The sequence below is a fragment of the Corynebacterium sp. P3-F1 genome, from assembly GCF_030503635.1.
Classification (GTDB): Bacteria; Actinomycetota; Actinomycetes; order Mycobacteriales; family Mycobacteriaceae; genus Corynebacterium.
This window is the reverse complement of the sequence record NZ_CP129965.1, coordinates 1,533,424-1,550,783: the sequence shown is the minus strand read 5'-3', so window position 1 is coordinate 1,550,783 and position 17,360 is coordinate 1,533,424. Positions and strand designations below refer to the sequence as shown.

Annotated in this window: 10 protein-coding genes; 1 reads left to right on the top strand and 9 read right to left on the bottom strand. The window is 61.8% G+C overall.

Features of this window, described 5'->3' with window-relative positions:
- Positions 1-232: 232 nt before the first annotated feature.
- The 3 genes from fusA to rpsL form a co-directional block, all read right to left on the bottom strand.
- A complete protein-coding gene (gene fusA, locus QYQ98_RS07300) occupies positions 233-2,356 on the bottom strand; it encodes an elongation factor G (RefSeq protein WP_302006213.1) in 2,124 nt (707 codons plus the stop codon).
- A 205-nt stretch (positions 2,357-2,561) separates the two neighbouring features.
- Positions 2,562-3,029 carry a 30S ribosomal protein S7 gene (gene rpsG / locus QYQ98_RS07295; RefSeq protein WP_302006212.1) on the bottom strand — a complete coding sequence of 156 codons (468 nt, stop codon included), beginning with the start codon at positions 3,027-3,029 and terminating at the stop codon, positions 2,562-2,564.
- A gap of 6 nt (positions 3,030-3,035) precedes the next feature.
- Positions 3,036-3,407, bottom strand: coding sequence for a 30S ribosomal protein S12 (gene rpsL / locus QYQ98_RS07290; protein WP_076598032.1), 372 nt, complete (start codon positions 3,405-3,407; stop codon positions 3,036-3,038).
- A 286-nt stretch (positions 3,408-3,693) separates the two neighbouring features.
- Here rpsL and QYQ98_RS07285 point away from each other — a divergent pair, with 286 nt between their 5' ends.
- A complete protein-coding gene (locus QYQ98_RS07285; protein ID WP_302006211.1) occupies positions 3,694-4,350 on the top strand; it encodes a DUF1707 domain-containing protein in 657 nt (218 codons plus the stop codon).
- A gap of 835 nt (positions 4,351-5,185) precedes the next feature.
- Here the strand turns inward: QYQ98_RS07285 and QYQ98_RS07280 are convergent.
- The 6 genes from QYQ98_RS07280 to rplJ form a co-directional block, all read right to left on the bottom strand.
- A complete protein-coding gene (locus QYQ98_RS07280) occupies positions 5,186-9,187 on the bottom strand; it encodes a DNA-directed RNA polymerase subunit beta' (protein WP_302006210.1) in 4,002 nt (1,333 codons plus the stop codon).
- Between the two features lie 107 nt (positions 9,188-9,294).
- Positions 9,295-12,792 carry a DNA-directed RNA polymerase subunit beta gene (locus tag QYQ98_RS07275; RefSeq protein ID WP_302007725.1) on the bottom strand — a complete coding sequence of 1,166 codons (3,498 nt, stop codon included), beginning with the start codon at positions 12,790-12,792 and terminating at the stop codon, positions 9,295-9,297.
- A 373-nt stretch (positions 12,793-13,165) separates the two neighbouring features.
- Positions 13,166-14,140, bottom strand: coding sequence for a DUF3068 domain-containing protein (locus QYQ98_RS07270; protein ID WP_302006209.1), 975 nt, complete (start codon positions 14,138-14,140; stop codon positions 13,166-13,168).
- A 108-nt stretch (positions 14,141-14,248) separates the two neighbouring features.
- On the bottom strand, positions 14,249-15,463 hold the full coding sequence (locus QYQ98_RS07265; RefSeq protein WP_302007689.1) for an IS30 family transposase: 1,215 nt from the start codon (positions 15,461-15,463) through the stop codon (positions 14,249-14,251).
- A 498-nt stretch (positions 15,464-15,961) separates the two neighbouring features.
- On the bottom strand, positions 15,962-16,351 hold the full coding sequence (gene rplL / locus QYQ98_RS07260) for a 50S ribosomal protein L7/L12 (RefSeq protein WP_076598042.1): 390 nt from the start codon (positions 16,349-16,351) through the stop codon (positions 15,962-15,964).
- Between the two features lie 72 nt (positions 16,352-16,423).
- Positions 16,424-16,948, bottom strand: a complete 525-nt coding sequence (rplJ, locus tag QYQ98_RS07255; protein WP_302006208.1) for a 50S ribosomal protein L10 — start codon at positions 16,946-16,948, stop codon at positions 16,424-16,426.
- Positions 16,949-17,360 lie beyond the last annotated feature (412 nt).

The following is a 17,360-nucleotide window of genomic DNA, read 5'->3' as shown; positions in this document are numbered from 1 at the left end:
CGGACGGTCCGTTGGAGGGCGGAACCACCTAGTGGTAACGGCCGGCTCAAAGCTCCGTTTACTGTCTATTGCTTACTGAGCGCGAAAGTATCGTGCGACTTGGCGTCGCTTTTCTTCCGCGTCTTTCCTCCGCGCATCTACAGTGTTCGAAACTTTCAGCACGGCCGCTACCGCAGCGCTAGCACTCCCCCAGCGGCACATTATCCCTGGGGGAGCACGCAGCTAACGCGTTTTAGGCGTTGCCGTTGCGCTCGTCGATAATCTCCTGCGCGATGCTGGACGGAACCTCACCGTAGGAATCAAACACCATGGTGAAGTTCGCGCGGCCAGCGGTCGAGGAACGGAGGTCGCCGATGTAGCCGAACATCTCGGACAGCGGCACCTTAGCCTTGACCACCTTGGCGCCGGAGCGGTCCTCCATGGCGTAAACCTGGCCGCGTCGAGAGCTGATGTCGCCGTTGACGGTACCCATGTACTCCTCAGGGGTGACAACTTCGACTGCCATGAGCGGCTCGAGCAGAACCGGCTTCGCCTTGGCCACAGCTTCCTTCAGAGCCTGGGAACCTGCGAGCTTGAACGCCATCTCGGAGGAGTCGACCTCGTGGTAAGCACCGTCTTCCAGGGTGGCCTTAATGTTCACCAGCGGGTAACCAGCGAGGTAACCGTACTGCATTGCGTCCTGGATACCAGCGTCGACGGACGGGATGTACTCCTTCGGCACGCGGCCACCGGTGACAGCATTCTCGAAGGCGTAGGTCGGCGACTGGCCCTCTTCCAAGGCCTCCGGGTCCGGCTCGTACGGCTCGATGGTGACGATGACCTTCGCGAACTGGCCGGAACCACCAGTCTGCTTCTTGTGGGTGTAGTCGAGGTGCTCGACCTTCTTGCGGATGGTCTCGCGGTACGCGACCTGCGGGGAACCGATGTTTGCTTCGACCTTGAACTCGCGCTTCATGCGGTCCACCAGAACGTCGAGGTGGAGCTCGCCCATACCGCCGATGACGGTCTGGCCAGACTCCTCGTCGAGCTGGACGGTGAAGGTCGGGTCCTCTTCGGCGAGCTTCTGGATAGCGGTACCCAGCTTCTCCTGGTCGGCCTTGGTCTTCGGCTCGATGGCGACCTGGATCACCGGGTCCGGGAAGTCCATGGACTCGAGGATGATCGGGTGGTCCGGGTTGCACAGCGTGTCACCCGTGGTGGTCTCCTTCAGACCGATGAACGCGTAGATGTTACCGGCGTCAGCGTGCTCGACCGGGTTCTCCTTGTTCGCGTGCATCTGGAAGAGCTTGCCCACGCGCTCCTTCTTGGACTTCGTGGAGTTGAGCATCTGCTCGCCCGGGATGGCCTGGCCGGAGTAGACGCGCACGTAGGTGAGCTTGCCGAAGAATGGGTGGACGGCGATCTTGAACGCCAGAGCGGAGAACGGCTCCTCGACGGACGGCTTACGGGTCATCTTCTCCTCGCCGTCGATGGACACTCCCTGGACCTCGCCCACGTCGAGCGGGTTCGGCAGGTAGTCAACAATAGCGTCGAGCAGCGGCTGGACACCCTTGTTGCGGTAAGCGGTACCGCAGAAGACCGGGTACAGCTCGGAGTCGACGGTCATCTTGCGGATGGCGCCCTTGATCTCCTCGGTGGTCAGCTCTTCACCGCCGAAGTACTTCTCCATGAGCTCTTCGTCGGACTCGGCGACGGTTTCGAGCAGCTTCTCGCGGTACTCCTCTGCCTTCTCCTGGAGGTCGGCCGGGATCTCCTCGATGGTCGGCTCAGCACCGGTCTCGACCTTGCCGCGCCAGGTGATGGCCTTCATGTCGACCAGGTCGACGACACCGTCAAAGTCATCCTCGGCACCGATCGGCAGCTGCATAACCAGCGGCTTAGCGCCGAGGCGGTCGATGATGGTCTGAACGGTGTGGTAGAAGTCCGCGCCGAGCTTGTCCATCTTATTGACGAAGCAGATACGCGGCACGTCGTACTTAGCAGCCTGACGCCAGACCTGCTCGGACTGCGGCTCCACACCCTCTTTACCGTCGAACACTGCGACAGCGCCGTCGAGGACGCGCAGGGAGCGCTCGACCTCGACGGTGAAGTCAACGTGGCCCGGGGTGTCGATGATGTTGATCTGGTTGCCGTTCCAGAAGCAAGTCACAGCAGCGGACGTAATGGTGATGCCGCGCTCTTTCTCCTGCTCCATCCAGTCCGTCGTAGCGCCACCGTCGTGCGTCTCGCCGACGCGGCGGTTAATACCCGTGTAGAACAGGATGCGCTCGGTCGTGGTGGTCTTACCAGCATCGATGTGGGCCATGATGCCGATGTTGCGGACCTTGTTCAGATCCTTAAGCACTTCTTGTGCCACGTTTTGTACCCCAACTCATGTGTCGTCGACGCCCTGAGCCGTGATCCCCGTGATACCGGGAGCGACTTTAGACGCCTTGGCGGATTATTTTCCTTGGTCGATTCTGCCACTTAATCGCAGATCTGGCATTGCAAGACCTCGAAGGCTCGAGCCAGCCTCCGGCGGGGCAACCAAAGACCCCTGCCGGATACGGCGCAGCGGGCATTTACCAGCGGTAGTGCGCGAAGGCGCGGTTGGCCTCGGCCATCTTGTGGGTGTCCTCGCGGCGCTTCACGGATGCGCCGAGACCGTTGGATGCGTCCAGGATCTCGTTGGCAAGACGCTCGGTCATGGTGTTCTCGCGGCGCTGGCGGGTGAAGGTGACCATCCAGCGGAGTGCGAGGGTGGTGGAGCGGCCCGGGCGGACCTCGACCGGAACCTGGTAGGTCGCACCGCCGACGCGGCGGGAGCGGACTTCGAGGTCCGGGCGAATGTTGCCCAGAGCCTTCTCCAGGGTGCCCACCGGATCAGTGCCGGTCTTCTCGCGGCAGATCTCCAGCGCGTCGTAGACGATGCGCTGCGCGGTGGACTTCTTGCCGTCCTGGAGGATCTTGTTGATCAGCTGGGAGACCAGCTCAGAGTCGTAAACCGGGTCCTTGACAACGGGACGCTTCGGAGCTTGCTGCTTACGCATTGTTCTTTACTGTCCCTTCTTCGCGCCGTAACGGGAGCGAGCCTGCTTGCGGTCCTTGACGCCCTGGGTGTCCAGTGCGCCGCGGATGATCTTGTAGCGGACACCCGGAAGGTCCTTCACACGGCCGCCGCGCACGAGCACCATGGAGTGCTCCTGCAGGTTGTGGCCCTCGCCCGGGATGTAGGCGGAGACCTCGATGCCGGAGGTCAGGCGGACACGCGCGACCTTGCGGAGTGCGGAGTTCGGCTTCTTCGGGGTGGTGGTGTACACGCGGGTGCACACGCCGCGGCGCTGCGGGGAGCCCTTCAGCGCAGCAGTTGCCACCTTCTTGCTTTTATCGTGACGGCCCTTGCGGACCAGCTGCTGGATAGTTGGCATACCAACTCTTTCTGTTCGGTTGCGCACTCCCCTGGTGGGGACGAAGGCAGCCAAACATGCAAAAATGGGGGCTCTTCTTCGGGGCCCTGCCGTTTTCGCGTGAGCTGCCAACGCACTCCCAGAAGGTGCGCGGAGTTCAACGGTTTCCCAACCCCGGCGAGCGAGGCGGAATCGTTAGAGAAATTACCCGTTCCCGGCCCTCGAAAGCAAATCGCGGGTCTCCACTCTTGCGGCAGGAACTCATGATCACAATGCGATCGCGTACTTTCCGGTTTAAACTCAACTCATGTCGTCTGACATCGAGCGATCCGAGTCCCCGCTGCCCCGTAAGCGCGCATCATCGTCCGCTCGCCAGTTCGCGGCGGATGCCCTCGCCTCCGCTCTCGCCGATGGGCAGTTGGATCTCTCCGAATTCGATGCCAGGTCATCTCAGGTTTGGAAGATCACATTCGCCGACGAGCTCGAGCGGTTGACGGCCGACCTGGATGTCACGAATGCGCCTCAGAGCACCGGCGATCCGGCCCCCGGGCAACAACAGGCGAGCAGGAATATTGTGTCGCAACCAGGGGGATCGTCCGTCTCATTCGCCCTCATGGGCGGCTCCGTGCACGAAGGTTCGTGGCATATTGCCCGGCACCACACGTCGTTCGCTCTCATGGGCGGCACCTATCTCGACCTGCGCTGCGCCAAGCTTTCGGCTCAGGAGACCGTCATCGACGCTATCTCAATCATGGGAGGAATCAAGATCGTCGTCCCGGAAGATGTCCGGGTAGTCAGCGATGGCCTCGGCATCATGGGCGGCTTCGGCATCAAGGACCACCCGTCGTGCACCATGCTTATCGACGATGTCCCGGCCTTTGCTCCTCTCATCCGCCTCCGTGGGATCGGCCTCATGGGCGGGGTCAGCGTGGTCCGCGCTTCGCGCAACGCACGCGCTGACTGATCCTAATCAAGCGCTGCCAGTTTCCTTCCGGCCGGCCTCACGAGACGTCTCCCGCGTCTCGCCTACCCCAGCCCGGGTGTCCCCTTTCGCTCTTCAGCCAGGACGCGCAGCGGCCTTCGCACCTTCGCACACACCCTTTTTCCTGCAATCTCGCAGTGTCTGAGCTGGACATAACATTCCGTTACATTGGGAGCTGTGCGAACGTCGTAGAGGGGAGATCTCAAACCGCCGTATTGGTCGTTGCGGGTCTGTACGCGGCAGTCAGCGCACGCTCGGCTTAGCTGACTTTTCCCTGGCCATCATATCCGAGTCGACCCTGTGAGTGCTCGCTTTCTTCGCCGTCGGCGGCGAAATCTGACAACTCGGGCAACGGATATGGCGCTGGCCGGCATCGGCATGTGGGCGGCTCGGGAAATAATGAACCGCAACGCTCACCGTCGAATTGACTACCTCTCTTGAACACATGATTTCCGTTCGACAGACCACCACCACATCCAGCTCTGCACCGCCGACACCCACACCCCGCTGGTCCGGAGCACACGGCCTTCGGCCTCCATCCGATCCAGTGGATCTACGGCATTCAACAATCAGGCCTGAGCCCCTTGTTACGCACCGCACCTAGATGCAGCTGGAACCAGAACCTCTCCTCTCCCACCGGTCACATGCCGCCTGGGGATATGCGGGACGATTCACAACGGTTCCAGCGGAGCCGGGGGCCGGGTCGATACGGAGTAAATGGGTGCAGCGAAACAGCCCGGCTCCCCTCTCTTCCCTGTGCGTGTCAGGGCTGGAGGGGAGCCGGGCTTCGTCGATAAGCGGGCGGCTTAGTTGGCGCTTAGAACTGGTCGAACCCGTACTCGTCGAGCGGCACGGACGCGCCGGTGAACTCGCCGTAGCCTTCGTCGCCGTAGATCGCATCGCCGAAGGACGGGATCGAGTACGCGGCGGAACGAGCAGCCTCAGTCGGCTTGACGGAGATGTTGCGGTAGCGGGAAATGCCCGTACCAGCCGGGATCAGCTTACCGATGATCACGTTCTCCTTCAGGCCGATGAGCTTGTCGGAGCGCTTGTTAATAGCGGCATCCGTAAGCACACGCGTCGTCTCCTGGAAGGAGGCGGCGGACAGCCACGACTCGGTCGCCAACGACGCCTTGGTGATACCCATGATCTCACTGCGCAGCTCCGCGGGCTCGCCGCCCTCGGCGACAGCCTGACCGTTGATCTGGCGTGCCTCGGACAGGTCCACGAGGGTGCCCGGCAAGAACTCGGTCGAGCCCGCGTCGATGACGGTGCCGCGGCGCAGCATCTGGCGGATGATGATCTCGATGTGCTTGTCGTGAATCGACACACCCTGGGTGCGGTAGACAGCCTGGACCTCGTCGATCAGGTGCTTCTCCACACCGCGGCGGCCGAGAACCTCTAGCACGTCGTGGGGGTCGGCGGCACCGCGCAGCAGGCGGTCGCCCACCTTGACGGTGTCGCCGTCGCGCAGGGACCGCTCGATCATGGCGTCCGGGTTGGACTCCATCGGGCGGCGCACCTGAGCAAGACCCTGGCGCTTGGACAGCTTCTCGTAGACCACATCGTCGGAGCCGTCCTCCGGGTGGATGGTCAACGTCCAGAAGTTGCCTTCATCCTCCAGCGAGATCTCGCCGGCGACAGACGCGATCGGGGCGCGGTTCTTCGGCACACGGGCCTCGAACAGCTCCTGGACACGCGGCAGACCACCGGTAATGTCACCGCCGACACCACCCTGGTGGAAGGTACGCATGGTCAGCTGGGTACCCGGCTCACCAATGGACTGCGCCGCGACAATACCGACAGCCTCGCCGATGTCCACCAGCTTGCCGGTGGCCATGGACTTGCCGTAGCACTTCGCGCAGACACCGGTCGGGGTCTGGCAAGTCAGCACGGAACGGACCTTGACGGTCTCCACGCCGGCCTCGACGAGGGCGTCGATACGCTCCTCGGACAGGTCGCTGCCTGCCTCGAGGATGACCTCGCCGTCAGCATCGGTCGCATCCGCGGCCAGAACACGGCCGGAGACTGAGGTCTCCACCAAGTCGTGGCGGTTGAAGCGGCCGGTCCCGGCAGCCTCTGCCACCGGAACCTTGACACCCTGGTGGGTGCCGCAGTCGTCCTCGCGAACGATGACATCCTGGGCGACGTCGACAAGGCGGCGAGTGAGGTAACCGGAGTCCGCGGTACGCAGAGCGGTATCCGCCAGACCCTTGCGGGAACCGTGGGAGTTGTTGAAGTACTCCATCACGGACAGGCCCTCGCGGAAGGACGTCTTGATCGGACGGGTGATGTACTCACCGCGGGAGTTCACGACCATGCCCTTCATGCCGGCCAGCGTCCAGATCTGGCGCATGTTACCGGCAGCACCGGACTTCACGATCATCGGAATCGGGTTGTCGTCCGGGTAGAGGTCCTCCACGGCCTGACCCACCTTGTTGGTGGCGTCCTGCCACAGCTCGACCAGACGGTCGTAGCGGTTCTCCTCGGTGAGAGCACCCTTCTCCCAGAACTTGCGCTCGATGGCCTCCGCTTCCTTCTCGTACTCGTCCAAGATCTCGATCTTGTTCGGGAGCACGAGCACGTCGGACATGGTGATGGTGATGCCCGAGCGGGTCGCCCAGTAGAAACCGGCGTCCTTGAGCTTGTCCATCGTCTGGGCGACGGTGATCATCGGGTACTTCTCCACCATGGAGGCGATGATGTCGCCGAGCAGCACCTTGCCGGCGCCGCCACCCTTACGCACCATTGCGCCTTCCTGGTACGGGAAGTTGAACGGAAGCATCTCGTTGAACATGATGCGGCCGAGGGTGGTGTCAGCCGTCCAGGACTGCCCCTTCTCCCAGCCGTCCGGGAACTGCTCAGCCTCGATCTCGCGCGTCGGACGCAGGTGGCTGATGCGCACCTTGATCGGAGCCTGCAGGCCAAGCACACCGCGGTCGTAGGCCATGATGGCCTCGCGGTAGTCAGAGTAGAAGCCGCGTGCCGGACCGTTCTCATCGGCCGGAGCGTACGCGCCCTCGCCGCCGATCTCGCCCTCGCTCTTCAGCATGGTCAGGAAGTACAGGCCGGTCACCATGTCCAGGCGCGGCATTGCCAGCGGCTTACCGGATGCCGGGGACAGGATGTTGTTGGAGGACAGCATCAGGATGCGGGCCTCGGCCTGCGCCTCTGCGGACAACGGCAGGTGAACAGCCATCTGGTCACCGTCGAAGTCGGCGTTGAACGCCTCACATGCCAGCGGGTGCAGCTGGATGGCCTTACCCTCGACCAGGACCGGCTCGAAGGCCTGGATACCAAGGCGGTGCAGCGTCGGTGCGCGGTTGAGCAGCACAGGGTGCTCCGCAATGGCCTCTTCCAGGACATCCCACACCTCGGGGCGCTGGCGCTCCACCATGCGCTTCGCGGACTTGATGTTCTGCGCGTAGTCGTTGTCTACCAGGCGCTTCATCACGAACGGCTTGAACAGCTCGAGAGCCATCAGCTTCGGCAGACCACACTCGTGCATCTTCAGCTGCGGACCGACGATAATCACAGAACGGCCGGAGTAGTCCACGCGCTTACCCAGCAGGTTCTGGCGGAAGCGGCCCTGCTTGCCCTTGAGCAGGTCGGACAGAGACTTCAGCGGGCGGTTGCCCGGACCGGTGACAGGACGGCCGCGGCGGCCGTTGTCGAACAGCGCGTCAACGGACTCCTGCAGCATGCGCTTCTCGTTGTTGACGATGATCTCGGGTGCACCGAGGTCGATCATGCGCTTGAGGCGGTTGTTGCGGTTGATCACGCGGCGGTACAGATCGTTCAGGTCGGAGGTGGCGAAGCGGCCACCGTCCAGCTGAACCATCGGACGCAGCTCCGGCGGGATGACCGGGATCGCGTCCAGGATCATGCCGGCCGGGTCGTTGCCGGAACGCTGGAATGCGGCGACGACCTTCAGGCGCTTCAGCGCGCGGACCTTCTTCTGGCCCTTGCCCTCAGCGATGATCGTGCGCAGCTCCTCGGACTCGGCGTCCAAGTCGAAGTTGCGGATCAGGGTCTGGATAGCCTCCGCACCCATGCCGCCGGTGAAGTAATCCTCGTAGCGGTCAACCAGTTCCTCGTAGAGGTTCTCGTCGATGATCATCTGCTTCGGAGCGAGCTTGATGAAGGTGTTCCAGATCTCGTCGAGGTGCTCGATCTCGCGCTCGCCCGCCTCGCGCATGTGCTGAATTTCCTTGTCGGCAGCATTCTGCACCTTCTTGCGGGCAGCAGCGGTAGCGCCTTCGGACTCGAGCTCGGCGAGGTCCTCCTCGAGCTTCTGGGCGCGGTCGGCGATCTCCGCCTCGGTGTCCTGCTCGACTTCCTTCTTTTCCAGGATCATTTCCGCCTCGAGGGTGGACATGTCGTTGTGACGTGCCTCCTCGTCGACGGACGTGATGATGTTGGCGGCGAAGTAAATGATGCGCTCGAGGTCCTTCGGCGCCAGGTCCAGCAGGTAGCCCAGACGGGACGGAACGCCCTTGAAGTACCAGATGTGGGTGACGGGCGCGGCCAGCTCGATGTGGCCCATGCGCTCACGGCGAACCTTGGACTTGGTCACCTCGACGCCGCAGCGCTCGCAGATGATGCCCTTGTAACGGACGCGCTTGTACTTGCCGCAGGAGCACTCCCAGTCGCGGGTGGGACCGAAAATGCGCTCGCAGAAGAGGCCGTCCTTCTCCGGCTTGAGGGTGCGGTAGTTAATCGTCTCCGGCTTCTTCACCTCGCCGTGCGACCAGCGGCGGATGTCGTCGGCGGTGGCCAGGCCGATGCGGAGCTCGTCGAAGAGGTTTACGTCAAACACGTAAATGCCCTTTCACCTCCCAGTGACCGGGGAGGATTGAAGTTGAATTAATTCTTCGTCTTAAGTCGTATTTGCTTGCCGACGCACGGCAGAAGCGCTTTTCGCGCTTATGCCGTGTCGGCTGCGGAACCCTCGTCGCGGGACAGGTTGATGCCCAGCGAGGATCCAGCCTGGTCGTATTCGTCGTCGTCGCCGGAAAGCTCCATCGGCGTGCCGTCGGTGGAGAGCACCTCTACGTTCAGGCAGAGTGACTGCAGCTCTTTGAGCAACACCTTGAAGGACTCCGGGATACCCGGGTCCGGAATGTTGTCGCCCTTGACAATCGCCTCGTACACCTTCACGCGGCCCACCACGTCATCGGACTTGATGGTGAGCAACTCCTGCAGGGTGTAGGCGGCGCCGTACGCCTGCATCGCCCACACCTCCATCTCGCCGAAGCGCTGGCCACCGAACTGCGCCTTACCACCCAGCGGCTGCTGGGTAATCATGGAGTACGGGCCGGTGGAACGAGCGTGAATCTTCTCGTCCACGAGGTGGTGCAGCTTGAGCATGTACATGTAACCGACGGAAATCGGGTACTTGAACGGTTCGCCGGAGCGGCCGTCGAAAAGCACTGTCTTGCCGTCGCCGTCGACCATGACGTCGCCGTCGCGGTTCGGCTTCGTGTTCGCCAGTAGGCCTGCGATCTCGTCGTTGGTCGCACCATCGAACACTGGGGTGGCGGTCAGGGACTCAGGCGGAACGTCGTACAGGTGCTCCGGAAGGGTCTCCAGCAGCTTCGCGTTCGCCGGGTCGTCCGGGTTGACCGTCCAGCCGGCCTTGGCCAGCCAGCCGAGGTGAACCTCAAGGACCTGGCCGATGTTCATACGGCGCGGCACACCGTGGGTGTTCAGGATGATGTCCACCGGGGTGCCGTCAGCCATGAACGGCATGTCCTCCTCGGGGAGGATCTTGCCCACGACACCCTTGTTGCCGTGGCGGCCGGCCATCTTGTCGCCGTCCTGGATCTTGCGCTTCTGAGCCACGTAGACGCGAATCATTTCATTGACGCCCGGGGACAGATCGTCGTCGTCCTCGCGGGAGAAGCGACGGACTGCGATGACCTTGCCGGTCTCACCGTGCGGCACCTTCAGGGAGGTGTCGCGGACCTCGCGGGCCTTCTCGCCGAAGATGGCGCGCAGCAAGCGCTCCTCCGGGGTCAGCTCGGTCTCGCCCTTCGGCGTGACCTTGCCCACGAGGATGTCGCCGTCACGGACGTCCGCACCGATGCGGATGATGCCGCGCTCGTCGAGGTCCTTGAGCACATCCTCGGAGACGTTCGGGATCTCGCGGGTGATCTCCTCGGCGCCCAGTTTGGTGTCGCGGGCGTCGATCTCGTGCTCCTCAATGTGCACGGACGTCAGGATGTCCTGCTCGACCACGCGCTGGTTGAGGATGATCGCGTCCTCATAGTTGTGGCCCTCCCACGGCATGAATGCGACGAGCAGGTTGGTGCCCAGCGCCATCTCGCCGTTCTTGGTGCCCGGGCCGTCGGCGATGACCTGGCCGGCCTCGACGCGGTCGCCGGCAGACACGATCGGTGTCTGGTTGTAGCAGGTGCCCTGGTTGGTGCGCTCGAACGTGCGCAGCAGGTAGGACTCGCGCTGGCCCTCGTCGTCCATGATGGTGATCACGTCGCCGGAGACATCCTCGACGACACCGGCGTTCTTGGAAATGACGATGTCGCCCGCGTCGTAAGCAGCACGCAGCTCGGTACCGGTGGCCACATACGCGGCCTCCGAACGCAGCAACGGCACTGCCTGCTTCTGCATGTTCGCACCCATGAGGGCACGGTTAGCATCGTCGTGCTCCAGGAACGGAATCATCGCGGTAGCGACGGAGACCATCTGGCGCGGGGAGATATCGACGTAGTCGACATCCTTGGCGCTCACAACACCGATATCGCCGTCCTTGAGGCGGACCTCGATGCGGTCTGCGGTGATGTTCATGTCCTTGTCGTGCGCGGTGGCCGCCTCGGCGATGGCGAAGCGGTCCTCCTCGTCGGCGGTGAGGTAATCGATCTCGTCGGTGATCTTGCCGTCGACCACCTTCTGGTACGGCGTCTCAATGAAACCGAACGGGTTGACGCGGGCGTAGGACGCCAACGCACCGATTAGACCAATGTTCGGGCCCTCCGGAGTCTCAATCGGGCACATGCGGCCGTAGTGCGACGGGTGCACGTCGCGGACCTCGATGCCGGCGCGCTCGCGGGAGAGACCGCCCGGACCAAGCGCGGACAAACGGCGCTTGTGCGTCAGACCCGACAGGGAGTTGTTCTGGTCCATGAACTGCGACAGCTGGGAGGTGCCGAAGAACTCGCGGATTGCAGCAGAGACCGGTCGCACGTTGATCAGAGACGTCGGCGTGATGGACTCGGCGTCCTGGGTGGTCATGCGCTCGCGCACAACGCGCTCCATACGGGACAGGCCGACGCGGACCTGGTTTTGCACCAGCTCGCCCACAGTACGCAGACGACGGTTGCCGAAGTGGTCGATGTCGTCCGTGTTGATCGGGATGACAACGCCCTCCGGGGAAGTCATTTCGCGCTCACCGGCGTGCAGGCGCACGAGGTACTCGAGCGTGGTGGCGATGTCCTCTTCTGTCAGGGTCATCTCACCGTCGTGGTCGCCGCCGAGGCCCAGCTTACGGTTGACCTTGTAGCGGCCCACTCGTGCAAGGTCGTAGCGCTTAGCGCGGAAGAATGCATTCTCAAGCAAGGACTGCGCGAGGTCGCGCGTCGGCTGCTCGCCCGGACGCTGCTTGCGGTAAATCTCCAGCAGTGCCTCATCGGTGTTGGCCACGCCGTCGTTTTCGAGAGTGGACATCATGATCTCGGAGAAGCCGAAACGGTCCTTAATCTGCTGCTCGGTCCAGCCCAGAGCCTTCAGCAGGACGGTCACCGGCTGACGGCGCTTGCGGTCAATGCGGACACCGACAGTGTCGCGCTTGTCCACATCGAATTCGAGCCAAGCACCGCGGGACGGGATGACCTTCACGGAGTGCAGTGGACGCTCCGTGGATTTGTCGATCGTCTCGTCGAAGTAGACGCCCGGGGAACGCACGAGCTGCGAGACGATGACACGCTCAGTGCCGTTGACGATGAACGTGCCCTTGTCCGTCATCAGCGGGAAGTCGCCGATGAAGACAGTCTGGGACTTGATCTCCTGGGTGTCGTTGTTGATGAACTCGGCCGTCACGTACAGCGGCGCGGAGTAGTTGATGTCCTTGTCTTTGCACTCGTCGATGGTGTACTTGACATCTTCAAAGCGCGGCTCGGACAGAGACAGGCTCATGTTGCCCGAGTAGTCCTGGATCGGGGAGATTTCCTCCAGTATGTCCTCGAGACCGGACGTGATGCGGGCATCGGCACCGCGCTCTTCGGCCTGGCGCTCACGCCATTCCGGCGTGCCGACGAGCCAAGCGAAGGATTCTAACTGAACATCGAGAAGCCCGGGCAGGGAAATCGGCTCGGCGATCTTCGCAAACGAATACCGTTCCGGAGCTCCGGGAATTGTGGCCACTGACTTGGTCTGGCGGGAGACTGCCAAGATGGGTCCTTCCAGCACCTCACGCGGGGCCCGTGCACGGCGCATATACACTGGTCACCCGCTGGATAATTAGCGTTTATTGTTAGCTGCGACAGCTGTGGAAGCCCCCGGATATCCAGAATGCACAAAATCACCTTGTCAAATCAACGTTTTTGCGTTGATCCAAGGTTTCCTCATACACACTGGCGACGGCTTCCAGCGCAAGGAGACAGCTTATACCCCCGTTGTCTCTTTGTAAAGCGTCGGCGCAGTCAAAACCTGCCGTCGAATCCTGCGGTCCGGCTCTACCGCCGACTGCTGCGTCCGTCATCGGATTCGCCGGGAACTCTACCACCTTGCGGCTCCGCGTTTGCAATCGACGCAGGCAACGTGCGCGGCCGAGGCTGCCGCTTTATCCGTTTCGCCGATGCCGGGGCGCGGCAGGCCGCATCGCCGCCGCTAACCCGGCTATAGCAGTCAACGCGCCGAGACCGATGACGGCGAGGGTGACGCTTCGCGACATCTTCTGCGTGACCGCTGGAAGTTGCTCGGTGAGGGCGCGGGTTTGGGCCTCATCCATGCGCCCCTCATAGGACACGATTGTGCGCACTCTCTTCCCAGCCCGGTCCGCGTAATAGTCGTCCACCCTCTCATTCATGCCGACGACAAGCCCCGTGATCTGGTCGACAATGAACTCGCGCTTGGCGGTGTGGTGCCGAAAGACTTGCTGCTGGCCGCCGTCCGGACCGGGCACCGGAACCGTCATCGTATTCTGGGCGTCGGCGTACAGGGAGGCGACATTCGTGGCGGGTATTTCCTGCTCGAAGGTGTAAAGCGTGCGGCCGTACGCTTCTATTTCCCCGGTGAAACTGGCGGGAGCCGCAGTCCGCAGCGCAGGATCGAAGACCTGGTACTCCTGCTGCGCGACATTCGAGGGGAACTTCAGCCAGACACCCTCGACAGGCACATCAGTCTCCGGGAAAGCCATCACCGTGCTCAATTTTGCGGGAGCGACAAACCCACCTGTCTTGCGGTCCATCTGCAGCGACCATGTCGAGGCAGCAACGAGGTTGTCAAAGTCCGAATCCTTGTCGCCCCGCAACAGCGAATCCCCGATACGCAAAGCAGCTACTTCATCATTCGCGGGGTTCTGCACCGTCATGTGCAGTTGGCGGGTCAACGGGACAACTGAATTGACGAACTGCCCGTCTTCTTTCTCCTCCCCCACTTTCCCGTCTGGATCATGGATAGTCCACGTCGTGTTCTCCAGCCCCAACGGGAAACGGGCATCGCCGTTGAGGAATTTCGGCGCCACGAGTCCCGCGACAACAAGCGCCAAACCCAGCCCGACCAACAGGGCTGCCACGATGCGGGACTTAGGAAGCATGCGAGCGATTTTACAAGCACACCCGACTACGGAGGAAAAGGGAATGGCCAAGAACCGGTCGTGACGGAGGGAGGCGGGGGCGGATTCTAGGGGTCGTTGCAACATTTCCTAGCTTTCAGCTAAACCTAACAGCTCCGCCATCCGCTCCGCAGGAGTAGCAAAACCCAACGTCTTACGCGGCCGACAATTCAACCGATGAGCAACAAGCTCCAACTCCTCCCGCCCATAAACACTCAAATCCGCACCTTTCGGAAAATACTGACGCAACAACCCATTAGTGTTCTCATTCGTCCCCCGCTGCCACGGCGACCCCGGATCACAGAAATACACCGGACAATCCGTCGCAATGCTAAACGACCTATGACCAGCCATCTCTGAACCCTGATCCCAGGTCAACGACCCCCGAAGATGCTGCGGCAACGTCATAATCGCCTCCACCAGCGCATCACGCACCGCCACCGCACCATGCCCATCCGGCAAATGCAGCAACATCACATACCGCGTCGTCCGCTCCACCAACGTCCCAATCGCAGACCTTCCACCTGCACCGATAATCAGATCACCCTCCCAATGCCCCGGCACAGCCCGATCCTCAACAACAGCAGGACGATCGGCAATCATGATCATCGGATCAATAAACCGACTCCTCGCAACACGCTGACCACGCGGTTTACGCCGCGTCCGCCCCGTACGAAGGGCATGGGCCACCACCTTCTTCAACTCGCCTCTGGCCTGGCAATACAGCTCTTGATAGATCGTTTCATGACTCACATGCATAGTCTCATCGCCAGGGAATTCCCTGCGCAACCGGCCAGCCACCTGCTCAGGGGAAAACTCCATCCGCAACCACTGCCACACCTGCTGTTTCAACCGCGGATTCGCCGCAATCTTCGACACCTTCGGCCGAAACCTCCGAAGCGTTGACTTCCGGTGCGCCTCATACGGGCGATAAATGCCATCATCACCACTATTGCGACTAATCTCGCGCGAAATCGTCCCCGGATCACGCCCAAGCTCACGCGCAATCGCCCGAACCGATAAATTCCGATTCACCCGATCCGCGATGCGCTCCCGCTCCACCAACGACAAGTACCGCCGGTCAATCACCTTCTCCACCGCAGCCTGCGGCAACACCTCCACCGGAACACTGACCCGGCCATCAACATACGCAAGAACCTGCATAAGCCGTTTATAGCGATAAACTGCCTGGCCATCAGGCACAAACGGCACACGCCGACCACGTGTTTTAATCACCCCCTTATCAACATCAAGCGCACCACGTAACCCCATCCCACACGCAGCTGCAGCAGAACGACGATCCAACCCACAGGCCCGAAGCTCCAAATACTCCACTCGCCGCGCCGTAGCCACAGCCCGCCGACCCTCAGGAGCAGGACGGGGCCGCGCACCAATCGATATCCCCACCCGGTATACCGACGAAGGATTCACACCCAACCGCCGCACAATATCCATTGGCGCGACATTCTGGGCAAACAACGCAACAATCTCGTCAACCACCTGTGACGACAACGTCTTATTCCGCAGTGGTAACCCATCACGATGCGCAATCCGATACGCCGTAGCTAACGACCATCCCAGATCCAGCCCAGCCGCACGCACCGACAAACCATCACCCACCACCAACTGGTGGAACCGAGTGATCTCCTCAACCGGTGGATCCCACCGTGACACCGTCATCACCAACACCAACCCTTCAGATCAGTGTTGCAACGACCACTAGAACTTAAGGGGAGTTCAGGAACGGCGAAAGCCCCCGTCGATAGGCGACGGGGGCTTAATGCGCGTGAAGCTACAAGGAGCTTACTTGAGGGTGACGGTAGCGCCAGCCTCTTCCAGCTTGGCCTTGGCAGCCTCAGCGTCGTCCTTGTTAGCGCCCTCGAGGATGGCCTTCGGTGCGCCCTCAACCATCTCCTTAGCGTCCTTCAGGCCCAGGCCGGAGACGATCTCGCGGACAGCCTTAATGACACCGATCTTCTTGTCGCCAGCGGCCTCGAGAACGACGTCGAACTCGTCCTTCTCCTCCTCAGCCGGAGCGTCGCCAGCAGCGCCCGGAGCAGCTGCAACAGCAGCAACCGGAGCGGCAGCGGTCACGTCGAAGACCTCCTCGAATTCCTTCAGGAACTCGGAGAGCTCGATAAGGGTCATTTCCTTGAACTGCTCAATGAGCTCGTCCTTGGAGAGCTTAGCCATGGTGGCTTCCTTTCTGTTTGCGGCCTCAGGCCGACTTTTTGGTGGGTGTAATTTGTTGTGGACGGGCCGGTTCTAGGCGGCCTCGCCCTGCTTGTCCTGCAGCGCGGCAACGAGTCGTGCCGTCTTGGATGCCGGAGCCTGGAACAGGCCGGCAGCCTTCGCCATAGAGCCCTGGAAAGCGCCAGCGAGCTTGGCCAGAGTGGTCTCGCGGTTGTCCAGCTCAGCGACGGCAGCCACCTGGGATGCGTCGAGAGCGTTACCGTCCATGTAGCCGCCTTTGACAATGAACTGGTCATTGTCCTTGGCAAACTTCTTCATGGTCTTCGCGGCATCCACGGTCGCGTCACCCTTGATGAATGCGACAGCGGTCGGGCCGGTCAGGTAATCGTCGAGACCCTCAATGCCGTGCTCGTTAGCAGCGATCTTGACGAGGGTGTTCTTGGCGACGTGCAGTTCAACATCAAATCCGAGCTCACCACGCAGCTGCTGCAGCTGACCCACGGTCAGGCCGCGGTACTCGGTGAGGAACACGGCGGAAGAGCCTTCGAACTTCTCCTTCAGTTCAGCCAGCTCTGCGACGTTCTTCGGGTTTGCCATGACACACGCCTCCTTCCAATTACTTCATGTCTTGTCCGCCCGGGGCAAAGAAAAATGCCCCGTGCAGAAGCACGAGGCAATATGCGCAATGCGCGTTAAAAGCCACGTTTCTCCTGCGTGGGCCACTCCGTGGATGGAGTCTTCGATCCCCGTTTTACTGGGGATGGCCGACGGTCTTCGGTGAAACTTGAGCGCGGGATCTCTCCCGTTCAAACTTCGGTTGATCACTTTAACGCTGCGCCTCAGCTTTCTCCAAATCGGCTTTTCCACACCCCGCCTACACGACGCGTCTGTCCCCCCCGCCCGCACAACCGCTTGCAACGTTTTCACTCTGAATGCAACTCGAAAGTTCTCCGCCTGTGGAAAACGTAGCCTTTTCCACAGGCAAACACATTCATCCTCGCCTTCTTGG

Excerpts from the sequence above, each read along its gene's own strand:
- rpsG (WP_302006212.1), bottom strand. The coding sequence starts at position 3,029 with ATGCGTAAGCAGCAAGCTCCGAAGCGTCCCGTTGTCAAGGACCCGGTT.
- rpsL (WP_076598032.1), bottom strand. The coding sequence starts at position 3,407 with ATGCCAACTATCCAGCAGCTGGTCCGCAAGGGCCGTCACGATAAAAGC.
- QYQ98_RS07285 (WP_302006211.1), top strand. The coding sequence starts at position 3,694 with ATGTCGTCTGACATCGAGCGATCCGAGTCCCCGCTGCCCCGTAAGCGC.
- QYQ98_RS07270 (WP_302006209.1), bottom strand. The coding sequence starts at position 14,140 with ATGCTTCCTAAGTCCCGCATCGTGGCAGCCCTGTTGGTCGGGCTGGGT.
- rplL (WP_076598042.1), bottom strand. The coding sequence starts at position 16,351 with ATGGCTAAGCTCTCCAAGGACGAGCTCATTGAGCAGTTCAAGGAAATG.
- rplJ (WP_302006208.1), bottom strand. The coding sequence starts at position 16,948 with ATGGCAAACCCGAAGAACGTCGCAGAGCTGGCTGAACTGAAGGAGAAG.